The organism is Burkholderia sp. BCC1985, from assembly GCF_905339915.1.
GTDB lineage: Bacteria > Pseudomonadota > Gammaproteobacteria > Burkholderiales > Burkholderiaceae > Burkholderia.
On the sequence record NZ_CAJPGY010000041.1, the window covers coordinates 1 to 16,307 of the forward strand.

Sequence of the window (16,307 nt, forward strand, 5' to 3'; positions counted from 1 at the left end):
GCTCCGGTCACCGGCCTCGTCTCCACCGTCACCGGCGCGCTCGGCGGCGCAACGGGCGGCGCGGGCGGCAGCAACCCGCTCGCTCCCGTGACGGGCGCCGTGTCCGCGGTCACCAGCACGGTCGGTGCCCCGGCACTGAGCGGCACCACGGGCGCCGTCACGAATTCGGGCTCGGGCTCGAACCCGCTCGCGCCTGTCACGTCGCTGCTCGGCGGCCTGCTCGGCGGCACGCACGGCAAGTAATCGAACATCCATTCATCGACAAGACAGCGAGGAGTCCATCATGTCCCAGCAACGTTCCATCACGACGGCCGCCCTGCGCCAATGGCGCGCGCCCCTCACCGCTTTCGCCGCAGCGTGCCTGCTGGCCGCCTGCGGCGGCAACAGCGTCAGCACGCCGCCGACGAGCAGCAATGCCGGCAGCAGCAGCGGCACGAGCGGCACCAGTGGTACGAGCGGCACCAGCGGCTCGTCCACCGGCACCAAGGGCGCTGTCAGCACGGTCGGCCAGACGGCAACCGACCTCGGCAGCACGGTCGGCAACATCAGCGTGCCCGGCCTCGGCGACGGCGTGACGAAGGGTGTCGGCAGCACCGTCTCGAGCACCGGCACGATCATCAACGCGGCTGCCGATGCGTTGAGCAACGGGCTGGGACAGACCGGCTCGATCAAGGATCCCGTCGGCACGACGGTCGCCGGCCTCGGGAACGTCGTGGGCGCGACGAGCAACACCGTGTCCGGGCTGAGTTCGACGGTCAAGGCGCTCGGCACGGGTCAGCTCGCACCGCTCGCCCCTGTCACGACGCCGGTCGGAACCGTACTCGACACGGTTGCCAACGGCCTCTCGGCAGCCGGCACGACGATCGGTTCGACGCTGTCGTCGGGTGCCGTGCAGCAGGTAACGCAGCCGCTCAGCTCGGCGATCACGCCGCTGGTGATCACCGCAGGCCAGGTCACGCAACAGGTCGGCACGACCACCGGCCTCGGGCAGCCCGTGTCGGGCCTGCTCGGTCAGGTCGGCGGTGCAATCAGCTCGGCGGGCACGAAGGTCGCAAGCACGTCTAACCAGCCGCTCGTCGGCGACGTCGGCCAGCTCGTCACCGCGGTCGGCAACACCGTGACCAACGCGGGCGGCCTCGTGAACCCGAACGGTCCGAACGGCGCGGCACCGATCCCCGGCCTGCTCACCAGCCTCGTCGGCGGCTCGACGGCTACGGTCCAGAACGGCACGTCGTCGGGTTCCGGCTCGACGAACCCGCTCGGCGGCCTGCTGTCCGGCCTCGGCTCGACGCCGCTCGGTTCGCTCACGGGTGCGGTCGGCGGCGCAACGGGCAGCTCGGGCAGCAATCCGCTCGCGCCCGTCACGGGCCTCGTGTCGACGGTCACGGGCACGCTGGGCGGCGCAACGGGTGGTGCAGGCGGGGCAAATCCTCTCGCGCCCGTCACCGGTTTGCTGAATACTGTCACCGGAACAGTCGGCGGTGCAGCGGGAACCGGGGGTTCGTCGAGCCCGCTCGCACCGGTCACGTCGCTGGTCGGCAGCGTGACGGGTGCGGCATCGTCGGGCAGTTCGACGGGTCTGCTGGCACCGGTCACGGGGCTGCTGGGCACGCTGGGTAGCGTCGGCAAGTAAAGGAGGACGATCGCGCCTTTGCAGCCGGAGCAGGAGGCGCGGCCGTACCAATACAACCGGCAATGCGGCACGCGGCGCGCGACACCCTGGTGTCGCGCGCCCGCATTAGAAAGAAGACGAAAAGCAAGGCCTACGAGGAAGAACAATGAAATCCAGACTCGACAGATGGATGATGCTGCTCGCTATCGCGGCGGCAGGCACGGCACATGCACAAACGCGCGCGGCAGGTAACCCGCTCGATTCCCTCCCCCAGATCAACGCCCCGCAGAAAGGCCCGAACGTCACCGTGCAGGTCGCGCCGCAGGCACCGCAACTGCAGGAACTGCTGTCGCGGCACCTGACGCCGACGACGTTCCAGGTCGAAGGCGTGAAGTCGGTGCCGTTCGACGAGATCTCGCGTCGCTTCACGCCCCTCGTCGGCAAGGACATCACGATCGGCGATCTGATCGAAACCGCCAACGGCGTGACCAAGCTGTACCAGGATCGCGGCTATGCGCTGTCGTTCGCGTTCATTCCCGCGCAGACGTTCGAGAACGGCGTCGTGCGCGTCACGGTCGTCGAAGGCTATGTGTCGGACGTCAAGGTGACCGGCAAGCCCGGCGCGATGGAATCGAAGATCCGCGCGATCGCCGCGCACATCACGGCCGATCGCCCGCTGCGCCGCGCGACGTTCGAACGCTACGTGAACACGTTCGGCCTCCTGCCCGGCGTGTCGGTGAAGGCCAACGTGCCGCCGCCGCAGACGACCGACGGCGCAACGACGCTCGAACTGGCCGTCGACCGCAAGGCATTCAACATCAGCACCGGCATCGATTTCAATCACCCGGGCGTGCAGGGGCTCATCACCGCAACGGAGAACGGCCTCACGTCGTTCGGCGAGCAATTGAGCATTTCCGCGCTGGTGCCGCCCGGACGCGACAAGCAGACCTACGTCGCATTCAGCGGCGCCGTGCCGGTCGGCAGCAGCGGCCTGGTCACGCGCCTCGACGCCAGCACGTATCGCGGCAAGCCGACCGACAACCCGGGCCTGCCGTCGACCGTCGAGCGCACCGTCAAGAACGAGAAGCTCGGTCTTTCGGCATCCTATCCGTTGCTGCTGAACAACCAGCGCAGCCTGCTCGGCACCGTGTCGGGCTATGCGTCGCACAACGAAGACCGCTACCAGAACAAGATCAGCGGCAACAGCATCGATACACGCTCGCAGGTCCGCGTGCTGCAGATGCAGCTCGACTATACGAGCGTATCGGCCAAGCAGGTACAGAAGCTGAGCGTGAACGTCGCGAAGGGCTTCAACATTCTCGGCGCGTCGAAATCGCAGGACATCACGATCGGCTCGAACACGACGTCGGTGGACAGCCCGATCTCGCTGACGTTCGTGCGCACCGGCGCGACCTTCACGCAAACCAATGAATGGCCGTTCAAGATCGGCACGTCGGTCTCGCTGACCGGCCAGTACAGCCCCGACTCGCTGCCGACGTCGGAGCAGATCTCGTTCGGTTCGACGCGCTATGCGCTCGGCTACCAGCCCGGCGAAACGTCGGGCGACTCGGGCTGGGGGATGTCGCTGGAGGTCAACCGCGGATTCACGCCGGGCTGGACGTACATGAAATCGATCACGCCGTACATCGCGTACGACATGGCGCGCGTGTACCTGCATACCGGCACGCCGTCGCCGAGCCGCCTGTCGTCGGTCGGTATCGGCGTGCGGTTTACCGACAGCCGCTACTACAGTCTCGATCTGAATATCGCGAAGCCGGTCGGCGATGCACCGGTTGAAAGCGCATCGCGCAGCCCGCGCGTGAATGCCGCGTTCTCGTATCAGCTCAACTGATCGGTCACCAGACAGCCTGCGTCTCGCGGGCCGTTTGGATTAGAACCCCCTCTATCAAACGCGGCGTGCGGTTTCACGTATTCTGGCAAAGCCCGCAACATGCCACCGCCCCATGCAGACGGTCGTGCGGGCACATCGAACACGACATGAAACAAGGAGGAAGACGATGATTCAACTGACCCGCCCGTTGCGCGCACTGGCCGTCGCAAGTGCCCTGCTCGCTTGCGCCGCCCCCACCTTCGCCCAGGCCGACAGCCCCGTCGGGATGTGGCAGACGATCGACGACAACACGCATCAGCCGAAGGCGCTCGTGCAGATCGCCGACGACGGCGAAGGCTCGCTGTCGGGCAAGGTCGTCAAAGGCCTCGGCGCCAATGACACGCCCGATCGCCGCTGCACCGCATGCACGGACGAGCGCAAGGATCAGCTCATCAAGGGCATGACGATCATCAAGGCGATGAAGAAGGACGGCGATCACTGGGACGGCGGCAACATTCTCGACCCGGAGAACGGCAAGGTCTACAAGTGCAAGATGTCGCTCGAAGACGGCGGCCAGAAGCTCGTCGTGCGCGGCTATATCGGCGTATCGCTGCTCGGCCGGTCGCAGACCTGGGTTCGCGCACAATGACGCAACGCGCGTCGACACGCGCGACGCGATAAAAAAATCGGCCTGCGACGACGTCGTCAGGCCGATTTTGTTTTGACGCCGACGTGCATGAAACCGATCGACATCACGCTGCGCGCTTCAGCGCATCCGCCGTGTAGCTGCGCGGCGTGCGATAGACCGGCGCCACGGCACTGCGCACCGCCGCCGCCTTCGATTGCGCGTGCTTGCGCATCCGCGTGGCCAGCTGGTCGCACAGATTCGCGCCTGCGTCGCCATACAACGCGTGCATCACCTGCCGCAGCGTGCCGGTCTCGTGCCAGACCTTGAAACGGCGGTGGCAGGTTTGGTACGAAGGGTAACGACGCGGCATCGCGGACCAGGTCGCGCCGCTATAGATGATCCACAGCACGCCGTTCAGGACGGCGCGTGTGTTGGCCAATGGTCGGCCGCGCAACTCGGTGCGCGGCTGCATTTCGGGCAAAAACGGCGCGACGCAGCGCCACTCATGGTCGGTCAGATCGCGATACGGTGTCATGGATATCTCCAGCCTTGGGAACCATGACGCAACGATATCGGCTGACCTCAACCGTGAACATAAGACAAGTCCGAAAATACCCGGAGATTGCGGGAATTTGACCGGAATTGACCTTTGAAGCCCGCCGCTCGCCGGCAACCGCGATCAGGTCAGCGAAGTATCGACGATACGACGCGGCGTTTCGAGGTATTCCTTCGACTGCATCTCGACGATCCGCGACACCGTGCGCGTGAACTCGTTCGCCATCGGCCCTTCGACGTACAGCTGCTCCGCCGGCACCGCCGCGGACATCAGCAGCTTGACCTTGTGGTCGTACAGCACGTCGATGAGCCAGGTGAAGCGTCGCGCCTCGGACGCCATCCGCGGCGACATCTGCGGCACTTCCGACAGCACGATCGCGTGGAAGCGGCTGGCAAGCTCGAGATAGTCGTTCTGTGAACGCGGGCCGCCGCACAGCGTCGCGAAGTCGAACCAGACGACGCCGTCGGCCTTGCGGAGCGCCTTCAACTCGCGCTTCTCGATATGCAGGATCGGGCTTTCGTCCGGCACCGCGGCGAGCTTCGCGAACGCATGACGCAGTTCGCGATCGGCGTCCGCGCCGAGCGGCGTGTGGTACATCTGCACCTGCGCCAGCGTGCGCTGGCGATAGTCGACGCCCGCGTCGACGTTCAGCACGTCGAGCTTTTGCTTGATCAGCGCGATCGCCGGCAGCATGCGGTCGCGATGCAGGCCATCGGGATACAGATCGTCGGGATCGTAGTTGGACGTCATCACGAACTGCACGCCGTTGTTGAAGAGGCGATCGAGCAGCCGGTACAGGATCATCGCGTCGGCGATGTCCGACACGTGGAATTCGTCGAAACAGATCAGCCGGTAGCGTTTCGCGATGCGCCGCGCGAGCTCGTCGAGCGGATCGGCCTGCCCTTTCAGCTCCTCGAGTTCGCGGTGGACTTCACGCATGAATTCGTGGAAATGCAGGCGCGTCTTGCGCTGCACGGGCACCACCGCATAGAAGCTGTCCATCAGGAAGCTCTTGCCGCGGCCGACGCCGCCCCACATGTAGACGCCGCGCGGGAGGTCCGGATGATTGATGAGCTTCTTGAACGCGTTCGAGCGACGCGCCTTGTACTCGACCCACTCGTCGAAACAGCGCTGCAGGCGATCGACGGCCGCGCGCTGGGCGGGATCGGACTGATAGCCGCGCGTGGTCAGTTCGCGCGTGTAGTATTCGGTGACGTTCATCGGGCAAACCGGAAAGAACGAAGGCGAGCGGGAAACCCCCGCCCGCCTTCGTCATGAGACGGCTGCACCGGCCAATGGCCGGCCGGCGCTATACCGCGCTCAGCTGTTCAGCGAGCGCTTGTCGACGGCGAGCGCCGCTTCGCGCATCACTTCCGACATCGACGGGTGCGGATGGCAGATGCGGGCGATGTCTTCCGACGCCGCCTTGAACTCCATCGCCACCACGGCTTCCGCGATCAGGTCCGACGCGTTCGCGGCGATCACGTGCACGCCGAGCAGTTCGTCGGTCTTCGCGTCCGCGATCATCTTCACGAAGCCGTCCGGCGCATTCATGCCGAGCGCGCGGCCGTTGATCGAGAACGGGAACTTGCCCGACTTGATCTCGCGGCCTTCGGCCTTCAGCTGCTGTTCCGTCTTGCCGACCCATGCGATTTCCGGGTACGTATAGATCACCCACGGAATGCAGTTGTAGTCGATGTGCGGCTTCTGGCCGTCGATCACTTCCGCGACCAGCACGCCTTCGTCTTCCGCCTTGTGCGCGAGCATCGGGCCGCGCACCACGTCGCCGATCGCGTAGACGTTCGGCACCGCGGTACGGCAGTGGTCGTCCACGTCGATGAAGCCACGCTCGTTCGCCTTCAGGCCGATTGCCTCGAGGCCGAGGTTGTCGGTGTTCGGCACGCGGCCGACCGACACGATCAGGCGGTCGGCGTCAAGCGTCTGCGCGTTGCCGTCCTTGTCCGTGTAAGCGATCGACACGCCGTCGGCGGTCGTCTTCACTTCGCCGATCTTCACGCCGAGATGGATGTCGAGGCCCTGCTTCTTGAACAGCTTGGCCGCTTCCTTCGCGAGCGCTTCGTCGGCTGCACCGAGGAATGCCGGCAGCGCTTCGAGCACCGTCACTTCGGCACCCAGGCGACGCCACACCGAGCCGAGCTCGAGGCCGATCACGCCTGCGCCGATCACGGCGAGCTTCTTCGGCACCGAGTCGAACGTCAGCGCACCTTCGTTGTCCGACACGATCTTGTTGTCGACCGGGATACCCGGCAGGTGACGCGCCTTCGAGCCCGTCGCGATGATCACGTTCTTCGCGGTGACGACTTCGGTTTCACCCTCGCCGCTCACTTCGATCTGCACGCCGGCATCGGTCTTGCCGGTGAACTTGCCATGGCCCTTCAGCCAGGTGATCTTGTTCTTCTTGAACAGGAACTCGATCCCGCTCGTCATCTTCTCGACGATCGCATCCTTGCGGCCGAGCATCTTCGCGACGTCGATCTTCACGCCGTCGACCGTGATGCCGTGATCGGCCAGGTGATGCGACGTGTTCTCGAACTCTTCCGACGAGGCGAGCAGCGCCTTCGACGGGATGCAGCCGACGTTCAGGCAGGTACCGCCGAGCTTCAGCGCGCCGGCCGGGTTCTTCCACTTCTCGATACAGGCAACGGTCTTGCCGAGCTGCGCGGCGCGAATCGCGGCGATGTAGCCGCCGGGGCCGGCGCCGATCACGACGACGTCAAATTCCTTGGACATGACAATCCTTTCTACTTGTACGCCCGCACGCTCGCGCAAGTGCACGAGCGTGCGGGGCGGGTCAATGCAGTGAGACTCGGCTTACAGGTCGAGCAGCAGGCGTGCCGGATCTTCCAGCGCATCCTTCATCGCGACGAGCGACAGGACTGCTTCGCGGCCGTCGATGATGCGGTGGTCGTACGACAGGGCCAGGTAGTTGATCGGACGGATCACGATCTGGCCGCTTTCGACAACCGGGCGCTCCTTCGTCGCGTGCACGCCGAGGATGGCCGATTGCGGCGGGTTGATGATCGGGGTCGACAGCATCGAGCCGAACACGCCGCCGTTCGAGATCGAGAACGTACCGCCCGTCATTTCCTCGATCGACAGCTTGCCGTCCTTCGCCTTCTGGCCGAATTCGGCGATCTTCTTCTCGATCTCGGCGAGGCTCAGCTGATCCGCGTTGCGCAGGATCGGCACGACCAGGCCGCGCGGCGAACCGACCGCGATACCGATGTCGAAGTAGCCGTGGTAGACGATGTCGTTACCGTCGATCGACGCGTTCACCAGCGGGAACTTCTTCAGCGCGTGCACGGCCGCCTTCACGAAGAACGACATGAAGCCGAGCTTCACGCCATGTTCCTTCTCGAACTTGTCCTTGTACTTGTTGCGCAGTTCCATGACCGGAGCCATGTTCACTTCGTTGAACGTCGTCAGGATCGCGTTGGTCTGCTGCGACTCGAGCAGGCGCTCGGCGATACGCGCACGCAGGCGCGACATCGGCACGCGCTGTTCCGGACGATCGTTCAGCCACGTCGCTGCCGATGCCGGCACCTTCACTTCCGGCAGCGCCGGCTTCGCAGCAGCGGCCTTCGCCGGTGCGGCGGCCGGAGCAGCCTTCGGTGCGCTGCCTGCGGCCAGCGCGTCGCCCTTCGTGACACGGCCGTCACGGCCCGAACCTGCGACGTCGCCTGCCGACAGGCCCTTCTCGGCCAGCAGCTTCGCTGCGGCCGGCGATGCGGCGGCCGAGCTCGACGCGGTCGCGACAGCCGGCTGTGCTGCCGGTGCGGCTGCAGCAGGGGCTGCCGCCGGCTTCACTTCGGCGGCGCCTGCCGCTGCTTCGGCAGCACCTGCCTTCGCTTCGGTGTCGATCGTCGCGATGATCTGGTCGGCGACCACGGTGTCACCGTCGTTCTGCAGCACTTGCGCGAGCACGCCCGCGGCCGGTGCCGGCACTTCGAGCACGACCTTGTCGGTCTCGAGTTCGATCAGGATTTCGTCCTGCGCGACTGCTTCGCCCGGCTTCTTCTTCCACTGCAGCATGGTGGCTTCCGAAACCGACTCCGAAAGCTGGGGGACTTTGACTTCTACGATAGCCATGTGATTTTCCTGGATGCTTAATCTGGGGTATGACGAGGTTCGTGCGATTCCTTCGGCCGGTGCGGCGCGCGACGCGCCCGGCAGGCCAAAAGAGACGGGAAAGCGCAGTGCGCCTTCCCGTTTCGCTTGACGTCGGTTATTTCGCGATCGATGCGCTCTTCAGGCGGCCGAATGCACCTTCGATGAGGGCCTTCTGCTGCTCGTAGTGCTTCGCGTAGTAGCCAACCGCCGGCGAGGCCGAAGCCGGACGGCCGCTGTATGCCAGCTTCTGCCCTTCCTTCATGCCTTCCTTCAGGTGGTGCTCGACGTAGAACCAGGGACCCTGGTTCTGCGGCTCGTCCTGCACCCAGACCACTTCAGTCGCGTTCTCGTACTTCTTCATTTCGGCTTCGAACTGCTTGTGCGCGAACGGATACAGCTGCTCGATACGGATGATCGCGACGTCGTTCGCCTTCGCTTCGCGGCGATGCGCGACGAGGTCGTAGTACACGCGGCCCGAGCAAGCCAGCACGCGCTTGACCTTCTTCGCGTCGATGCCGCCGTCGGTTTCGCCCAGCACCGGCTGGAACGAACCCTTCGCGAGTTCCGACAGGTCCGACACCGCTTCCTTGTGACGCAGCAGCGACTTCGGCGTGGCGACGATCAGCGGCTTGCGGAACAGGCGGATCATCTGGCGACGCAGCAGGTGGAAAATCTGCGCCGGCGTCGTCGGCTGGACGACCTGCATGTTGTGATCGGCACACAGTTGCAGGAAACGCTCGATACGCGTCGACGAGTGTTCCGGACCCTGGCCTTCGTAGCCGTGCGGCAGCAGCATCGTGAGACCCGACACGCGGCCCCACTTCACTTCGCCCGACGAGATGAACTGGTCGATCACGACCTGCGCGCCGTTGACGAAGTCGCCGAACTGCGCTTCCCACAGCACGAGCGTGTTCGGCTCGGCGGTCGAGTAACCGTATTCGAAGCCCAGCACCGCCTCTTCCGACAGCACCGAGTCGATCACCGTGAACTTCGCCTGACCGTCGGCGATGTTCTGCAGCGGCACGTACGTGCCGTCGTTCCAGCGCTCGCGATTCTGGTCGTGCAGCACCGCGTGACGGTGCGTGAACGTGCCGCGGCCCGAGTCCTGGCCCGTCAGGCGCACCGAGTAGCCCGATGCGACGAGCGACGCGAACGCGAGGTGTTCGCCCATGCCCCAGTCGAGCGGCTGGTCGCCGCGCGCCATGTTGCGGCGGTCGTTGATCACGCGCTCGACGAGCGGGTGAACCTTGAAGTTTTCCGGGACCGTCGTGATGCGTTCGCCGAGGCGCTTCAGTTCGGCGAGCGGCACGGCCGTATCGGCTGCGTCCGTCCACTTGCGGTTCAGGAACGGAACCCAGTCGACCGCGTACTTGCTCTTGTAGTTCGACAGGACCGGATCGACGGTGTGGTGGCCGTCGTCCATCGCCTTGCGGTACGCCTTCACGTAGTTGTCGGCGTCTTCCGCGGTGATCACGCCCTGCTGCACGAGCTTCTCGGCATACAGCGCACGGGTGCCCGGGTGCTGCGCGATCTTCTTGTACATCAGCGGCTGCGTGACCGCCGGCGTGTCCTGCTCGTTGTGACCCAGCTTGCGGAAGCAGACGATGTCGATCACGACATCCTTGTGGAACTGCATCCGGTAGTCGATCGCGATCTGGATCGCGAGCACGACGGCTTCCGGATCGTCGCCGTTCACGTGCAGCACCGGCGCTTCGATCATCTTGACCACGTCGGTACAGTACAGCGTCGAGCGCGCATCGCGCGGGTCCGACGTCGTGAAGCCGATCTGGTTGTTGATGACGATGTGCAGCGTGCCGTGCGTGCCGTAACCGCGCGTCTGCGCGAGGTTCAGCGTTTCCATCACGACGCCCTGGCCGGCGAAGGCCGCGTCGCCGTGGATCTGCACCGGCAGCACTTGCAGGCCGTCTTCGTCGCCGCGACGGTCCATCCGCGCCTTCGCGGAACCTTCGACCACCGGGTTCACGATTTCGAGGTGCGACGGGTTGAACGCGAGCGACAGGTGGACCGGACCGCCTTCGGTCGACACGTCCGACGAGAAGCCCTTGTGGTACTTCACGTCACCGGCCGGCAGGTCGTCGACGTGCTTGCCTTCGAATTCGGCGAACAGGTCGGCCGGCATCTTGCCCAGCGTGTTGACCAGCACGTTCAGACGGCCGCGGTGGGCCATGCCGATGATGATTTCCTGCACGCCGCGCTTGCCCGCGTGCTGGACGACTTCGTCCATCGCCGCGATGAAGCTTTCGCCGCCTTCGAGCGAGAAGCGCTTCTGGCCGACGTACTTGGTGTGCAGATAGCGCTCGAGGCCTTCCGCTGCCGTCAGGCGATTCAGGATGTGCTTCTTCTTGTCGATCGAGAAGGACGGCGTCGCGCGGGTCGATTCCAGGCGCTCCTGCCACCAGCGCTTCTGCTCCGGATCGCTGATGTACATGTATTCGGCGCCGATCGTGCCGCAATACGTGTCACGCAGGCCCTTGACGATGTCGCGCAGCGAAGCCTGGTCGAAGCCGAAATACAGGTTGCTTGCGCTGTACGTCTGGTCGAGGTCGCCTTCGGAGAAGTCGTAGAACGCGGGTTCGAGTTCGGGAATGGCGGGACGTTCGCGACGCTTCAGCGGATCCAGATTGGCCCATTGCGAGCCGAGGAAGCGATATGCGCTGATGAGGGACTGGACGTGGACCTGCTTGCGCGCGGTCGCCAGATTGCTGGTGCTTTCGCGCGGGATGAAGGCATTGGCCTTCGCGCGCTCGGCGAACGATTCGACGATCGGAAAATGAGCGACGTCATTGGCATTCGAGCCGTCGGTTGCAGGCACGTTCTGCAGCGCGTCGAAATACTCTCGCCAGTTCTCCGGCACCGATGCCGGATTGTTGAGGTATGCATCGTACAGTTCTTCAACGTACGAAGCATTGCCGCCGAACAGATAGGAGTTCAGCTGAAACTGCTTCATTACATCTGACATTTTACGCTCACCTTTCTTCGAGCTTCTCGAGAAATAGCGGGTTACTCAACCTTCCGCGACACGGCCTGACCGTTTAGCGGATTGCGAATCAAGTCTTGCTTGGAAGGACCTAAAACTTGCGTGCGCGCAGCATATCACAGAACCGTTACCGAAGTTCACGACGAAATGTGCCCGAAAGCACCGCGCGACGGGGTTTTGCCGGATTGCCACGACCCGCGGGAACAGTGTTTTGCAGCCCGCCCGATTGCGCATCGCGCAGATGCAAAAAAGGCCGCCCGAAGACAGCCTTTTTCATCATGCAAGGGAACGATCGAACTTAGTCGACCGCGCCTTCGCGGCTCGCGCGGCGACGCTCGTGCTCCTTCAGGAAGCGCTTGCGCAGGCGGATCGACTGCGGCGTCACTTCCACGAGTTCGTCGTCGTCGATGAATTCGACCGCGTATTCGAGCGACATCTGGACCGGCGGCACGAGGCGCACGGCTTCGTCGGTGCCCGATGCGCGCACGTTGGTCAGTTGCTTGCCCTTGATCGGGTTCACGACGAGGTCGTTGTCGCGGCTGTGGATGCCGATGATCATGCCCTCATACAGCGCATCGCCCGGCTTCACGAACATGCGGCCGCGATCCTGCAGCTTCCACAGTGCGTAGGCGACCGCGGCACCGTCATCCTGCGAGATCAGCACGCCGTTGCGGCGCTCGAAGACCGAGCCGTCCTTGACCGGTGCGTACGAGTCGAAGATGTGGCTCATCAGGCCCGTGCCGCGCGTGAGCGTCAGGAATTCGCTCTGGAAGCCGATCAGGCCACGTGCCGAGATCTTGTATTCCAGGCGCGTGCGGCCGCGGCCGTCCGATGCCATGTCGAGCATTTCGCCCTTGCGGCGACCGAGCTCTTCCATCACGCCGCCCTGATGTTCGTCTTCGACGTCGACCGTCAGCAGCTCGTACGGCTCGTGGCGCACACCGTCGATTTCCTGCATCACGACGCGCGGACGCGACACGGCCAGCTCATACCCTTCACGGCGCATGTTCTCGACGAGAATCGTCAGGTGCAGTTCGCCGCGGCCCGACACTTCGAACACCGTTTCGTCGCCCGTGTCCTTCACGCGCAGCGCGACGTTGTGGTTCAGTTCCTTCATCAGGCGGTCGCGGATCTGGCGGCTCGTCACGAACTTGCCTTCGCGGCCGGCCAGCGGCGACGAGTTGACGAGGAAGTTCATCGTCAGCGTCGGCTCGTCGACCGTGATCATCGGCAGCGCTTCCGGCGTGTCGACCGCGCAGATCGTCGCGCCGATGCCGACGTCTTCAATACCGTTGATCAGCACGATGTCGCCGGCTTCAGCCGACTCGACCTGCACGCGCTCGAGGCCCTTGAACGACAGCACCTGGTTGATCTTGCGGTTCAGCACGTCGCCTTCCGGACCGAAGCGCATCACGACCGGCTGGCCCGGCTTGATGCGGCCGCGCGTGATGCGGCCGACGCCGATCCGGCCGACGTACGTCGAGTAGTCGAGCGACGTGATCTGGAGCTGCAGCGGCGCTTCCGGATCGGCCGGGCGAACCGGCACGTGCGCGAGGATCGCCTCGAACAGCGGGCGCATGTCGCCTTCGCGGGTCGCCGGATCGAGCGACGCATAACCGTTCAGGCCCGATGCGTAGACGATCGGGAAGTCGAGCTGCTCTTCGGTCGCGCCGAGCTTGTCGAACAGGTCGAAGGTCTGGTTGATGACCCAGTCGATCCGCGCGCCCGGACGGTCGATCTTGTTGACGACCACGATCGGCTTCAGGCCGAGCGCCAGCGCCTTCTTCGTGACGAAGCGCGTTTGCGGCATCGGGCCCTCGACCGCGTCGACGAGCAGCAGCACCGAGTCGACCATCGACAGCACACGCTCCACCTCGCCACCGAAGTCCGCGTGCCCCGGCGTGTCGACGATGTTGATGTGCGTGCCTTCGTATTCGACCGCGCAGTTCTTCGCGAGAATCGTGATCCCGCGCTCTTTTTCGATGTCGTTCGAGTCCATCACTCGCTCGGCAATCTGCTGGTTCTCGCGGAAGGTGCCGGACTGGCGGAGCAGTTGGTCGACGAGCGTGGTCTTGCCGTGGTCGACGTGAGCGATGATGGCGATATTGCGAAGGGCGCGGGTCATAGAAACCTGGAAATCGTTGAACGCGCAAACGCGCACGCTCGTCAGTCACCGGGACACGTGCGCGCGCGTTGCAGCTTGGAAAGCCTCAAATTATAGCACGTGAGAATGTCGAGAGCCGGACCGTGTGTTGCAACGCGAAAGATGATGCGCCCCGCCCTCGCCTCGCAGAGGGCGATTCCGCCTGCCGACACACCGCCCACGAACGAAGACCCTGACGCCCGCAAGGGAATTTCGGGCCGCGCAGCGCCCACCCGCCCGTTCGATTAATATTTGCCGCGGCAAGCAAATAGCGCCTATACTGCTGCCTAGTCAACTATTGCAGCTTCAGGGTTTTATGTCGGATTCTCCTTCCCAACCGCCCGTTTCGCCGCTGTCCTCGTATCAGATGAACGACAGCGTCGGTTATCTGATGTCGCGTGTGAAGTCGGTGATGACCAACCTCGTCACGCAGCGCACGCAGGAAGAGCTCGGCATTACGGGCACGCAGGCAAGCATGCTGTTCATGATCGCCGTCGGAAAGTGCTCGACGGCCGCCGAACTCGCGCGGGAATACGGGATCGACGCGAGCGCGGTCACGCGCCTGCTCGATCGCGTCGAGAAACGCGGCCTGCTGTCCCGCGTGCGCAGCATCGAGGATCGGCGGGTCGTACGCCTCGAGCTGACCGATGAAGGCCGCGCGCTTGCCGAGCGTCTGCCGCCGGTGTTCCGTAGCGTGCTCGACGAGCTGCTGGACGGATTTACGCCGGAAGAAGTCGGGTTCCTGAAGAGCATGTTGCGCCGCATTCTCAGCAACTACTGCGAAACCGCGGGCGGCAGCATCACGTAATAGTTGCCATAACAATTACTTTTGACAGATTAATGTAAGGAAATCCTTGCAGTGTCCATCATTCATTCCGAGTCAGGGAACAGCGCGATGAAATCCTCCCCGTTGTCCGTGCGCGCCGGGTCGTGCCGCGCCGCCGTCGCCGCCGCGGTTGCCGCGCTGGCGCTGGCGGGCTGCGCAAACTACATCGGCATCAAGAGCGACAAGCAGATCGCACCCGCATCGCAATTCGAAACCGCCCAGAGCCTGCCGGCCCAGGGCGGCCAGTGGCCGGCGCTCGACTGGGCCAACCAGTTCGGCGATCCGCAGTTGCCGAAGCTGATCGACGAGGCGCTCCAGGGCAACCCGTCGATCGCGCAGGCACAGGCGCGCATCGCGAAGGCGTCGTCGTACATCGAGTCGTCGCGCTCGAACCTGATGCCGAAAGCCGAAGCCAGCTACTCGTGGACACGCGAGCTGTATTCGTCGAACGCGCTGTTCCCGCCCCCGTACGGCGGCCAGTGGTACAGCGAGAACAACGCACTCGCGAGCGCGTCGTGGGATCTCGACCTGTGGGGCAAGAACCGCGAGCGCCTGCACACCGCCGTGTCGCAGGAAAAGGCCGCCGAGGCCGACATGCAACAGGCACGCATCACGCTCGCGTCGTCGGTGGCCCGCACCTACAACTCGCTCGCCCAGCTGTATGCGCTGCGCGACATCGCGCAGCGCGAGATCGCCAACCGCCAGACGGTCGGCAGGATCACCGACGGCCGCGTGTCGGCCGGTCTCGACACCAACGTGGAACGCCAGACGGCGCGCGGCAACATCGCGACGACCCAGGCATCGCTGTCCGACCTCGACGGCCAGATCACGACCGTGCGCTACCAGCTCGCCGCGCTGCTCGGCAAGGGGCCGGATCGCGGACTGCAGATCGCCGCGCCGGTGATGAACCCGACCGGCGAAGTCGCACTGCCCGGCAACCTGCCGGCCGACCTCGTGTCGCGCCGCCCCGACATCGTCGCCGCGCGCTGGCAGGTCGAGGCCGCGATGCACGACGTGAAGGAAGCGAAGGCCGAATTCTTCCCCGACGTGAACCTCGCGGCCGGCTTCGGCTTCGATGCGTTCGGCTGGGGCAAATTCCTGAATTTCGCGAGCCGCCAGGCGCAGTTCGGGCCTGCCATCCACCTGCCGATCTTCGATGCCGGTGCGTTGCGCGCGCAGCTCAAGGGCCGCTACGCGGACTTCGACCTGTCGGTCGCGAACTACAACCAGACGCTGATCAGCGCGCTGAACGACGTCGCGACGCAGGTCGCGTCGATCCGTGCGGTCGATCGCCAGATGGATGACGCGCAGCGTGCGCTCGATGCGTCGACGCGGGCGTACGACCTCGCCGTGATCCGCTACAAGGCGGGCCTGTCGCCGCAGCTCCAGGTGCTGACCGCGGACACCAACCGCCTCGCATCGGAACAGACGGTGACCAACCTGAAGATGCGCCGGCGCGACATGCAGCTCGCGCTGATCAAGGCGCTCGGCGGCGGGTTCGACGCGACCGGCACGCGGCTCGCCGCGCCCGACGCCGACAAGCAGACAAGACAGGCCGCCAACTGATCCGGCGCCACCACTA

General features: G+C 64.8%; 11 protein-coding genes and 1 pseudogene. 6 read left to right on the forward strand and 6 right to left on the reverse strand.

Translation table 11 applies throughout. From position 1 onward, the window contains the following. The 4 genes and pseudogenes from U4Z31_RS29600 to U4Z31_RS29615 all read left to right on the forward strand — a co-directional run. A pseudogene (locus U4Z31_RS29600) lies at positions 1-243 on the forward strand (collagen-like triple helix repeat-containing lipoprotein); the annotation flags it as partial. A gap of 40 nt (positions 244-283) precedes the next feature. Further along, positions 284-1,633, forward strand: coding sequence for a collagen-like triple helix repeat-containing protein (locus tag U4Z31_RS29605; protein ID WP_321812181.1), 1,350 nt, complete (start codon positions 284-286; stop codon positions 1,631-1,633). Between the two features lie 145 nt (positions 1,634-1,778). After that, positions 1,779-3,464 carry a ShlB/FhaC/HecB family hemolysin secretion/activation protein gene (locus U4Z31_RS29610; protein ID WP_321812182.1) on the forward strand — a complete coding sequence of 562 codons (1,686 nt, stop codon included), beginning with the start codon at positions 1,779-1,781 and terminating at the stop codon, positions 3,462-3,464. Positions 3,465-3,630: 166 nt separating this feature from the next. Next, positions 3,631-4,092 (forward strand): DUF2147 domain-containing protein, encoded by a 462-nt coding sequence (locus U4Z31_RS29615; protein ID WP_124488928.1) that lies wholly within the window; start codon positions 3,631-3,633, stop codon positions 4,090-4,092. A 103-nt stretch (positions 4,093-4,195) separates the two neighbouring features. Here the strand turns inward: U4Z31_RS29615 and U4Z31_RS29620 are convergent, their stop codons facing one another. From U4Z31_RS29620 to typA, 6 genes are all read right to left on the reverse strand, one after another. Beyond that, complete coding sequence (locus U4Z31_RS29620) at positions 4,196-4,606, reverse strand: transposase (RefSeq protein WP_044846022.1); 411 nt, start codon at positions 4,604-4,606, stop codon at positions 4,196-4,198. A 144-nt stretch (positions 4,607-4,750) separates the two neighbouring features. Then, a complete protein-coding gene (gene zapE, locus U4Z31_RS29625) occupies positions 4,751-5,848 on the reverse strand; it encodes a cell division protein ZapE (protein WP_044846023.1) in 1,098 nt (365 codons plus the stop codon). Between the two features lie 99 nt (positions 5,849-5,947). Then, on the reverse strand, positions 5,948-7,378 hold the full coding sequence (lpdA, locus tag U4Z31_RS29630) for a dihydrolipoyl dehydrogenase (protein WP_044846024.1): 1,431 nt from the start codon (positions 7,376-7,378) through the stop codon (positions 5,948-5,950). Between the two features lie 81 nt (positions 7,379-7,459). Next, a complete protein-coding gene (gene odhB, locus U4Z31_RS29635) occupies positions 7,460-8,737 on the reverse strand; it encodes a 2-oxoglutarate dehydrogenase complex dihydrolipoyllysine-residue succinyltransferase (RefSeq protein WP_321812183.1) in 1,278 nt (425 codons plus the stop codon). A 136-nt stretch (positions 8,738-8,873) separates the two neighbouring features. Further along, positions 8,874-11,738 (reverse strand): 2-oxoglutarate dehydrogenase E1 component, encoded by a 2,865-nt coding sequence (locus U4Z31_RS29640; protein ID WP_044846026.1) that lies wholly within the window; start codon positions 11,736-11,738, stop codon positions 8,874-8,876. A 316-nt stretch (positions 11,739-12,054) separates the two neighbouring features. Continuing rightward, positions 12,055-13,881: a translational GTPase TypA gene (gene typA, locus U4Z31_RS29645; RefSeq protein ID WP_044846027.1), complete on the reverse strand. Its 1,827-nt coding sequence runs from the start codon at positions 13,879-13,881 to the stop codon at positions 12,055-12,057. Positions 13,882-14,215: 334 nt separating this feature from the next. Between typA and U4Z31_RS29650 the strand changes: the two genes are divergently transcribed. Next, entirely contained in the window at positions 14,216-14,707 is a 492-nt protein-coding gene (locus tag U4Z31_RS29650) for a MarR family winged helix-turn-helix transcriptional regulator (RefSeq protein ID WP_014897211.1), read from the forward strand. Positions 14,708-14,794: 87 nt separating this feature from the next. Further along, the gene (locus U4Z31_RS29655) at positions 14,795-16,291 is read left to right on the forward strand and encodes an efflux transporter outer membrane subunit (RefSeq protein WP_124488904.1); all 1,497 of its coding nucleotides are present in this window, start codon (positions 14,795-14,797) and stop codon (positions 16,289-16,291) included. Positions 16,292-16,307 lie beyond the last annotated feature (16 nt).

Coding starts and splice junctions, on each gene's coding strand:
- U4Z31_RS29610 (WP_321812182.1), top strand. CDS start 1,779: ATGAAATCCAGACTCGACAGATGGATGATGCTGCTCGCTATCGCGGCG.
- lpdA (WP_044846024.1), bottom strand. CDS start 7,378: ATGTCCAAGGAATTTGACGTCGTCGTGATCGGCGCCGGCCCCGGCGGC.
- odhB (WP_321812183.1), bottom strand. CDS start 8,737: ATGGCTATCGTAGAAGTCAAAGTCCCCCAGCTTTCGGAGTCGGTTTCG.
- U4Z31_RS29615 (WP_124488928.1), top strand. CDS start 3,631: ATGATTCAACTGACCCGCCCGTTGCGCGCACTGGCCGTCGCAAGTGCC.
- U4Z31_RS29605 (WP_321812181.1), top strand. CDS start 284: ATGTCCCAGCAACGTTCCATCACGACGGCCGCCCTGCGCCAATGGCGC.
- U4Z31_RS29620 (WP_044846022.1), bottom strand. CDS start 4,606: ATGACACCGTATCGCGATCTGACCGACCATGAGTGGCGCTGCGTCGCG.
- zapE (WP_044846023.1), bottom strand. CDS start 5,848: ATGAACGTCACCGAATACTACACGCGCGAACTGACCACGCGCGGCTAT.
- U4Z31_RS29650 (WP_014897211.1), top strand. CDS start 14,216: ATGTCGGATTCTCCTTCCCAACCGCCCGTTTCGCCGCTGTCCTCGTAT.
- typA (WP_044846027.1), bottom strand. CDS start 13,881: ATGACCCGCGCCCTTCGCAATATCGCCATCATCGCTCACGTCGACCAC.
- U4Z31_RS29640 (WP_044846026.1), bottom strand. CDS start 11,738: ATGTCAGATGTAATGAAGCAGTTTCAGCTGAACTCCTATCTGTTCGGC.
- U4Z31_RS29655 (WP_124488904.1), top strand. CDS start 14,795: ATGAAATCCTCCCCGTTGTCCGTGCGCGCCGGGTCGTGCCGCGCCGCC.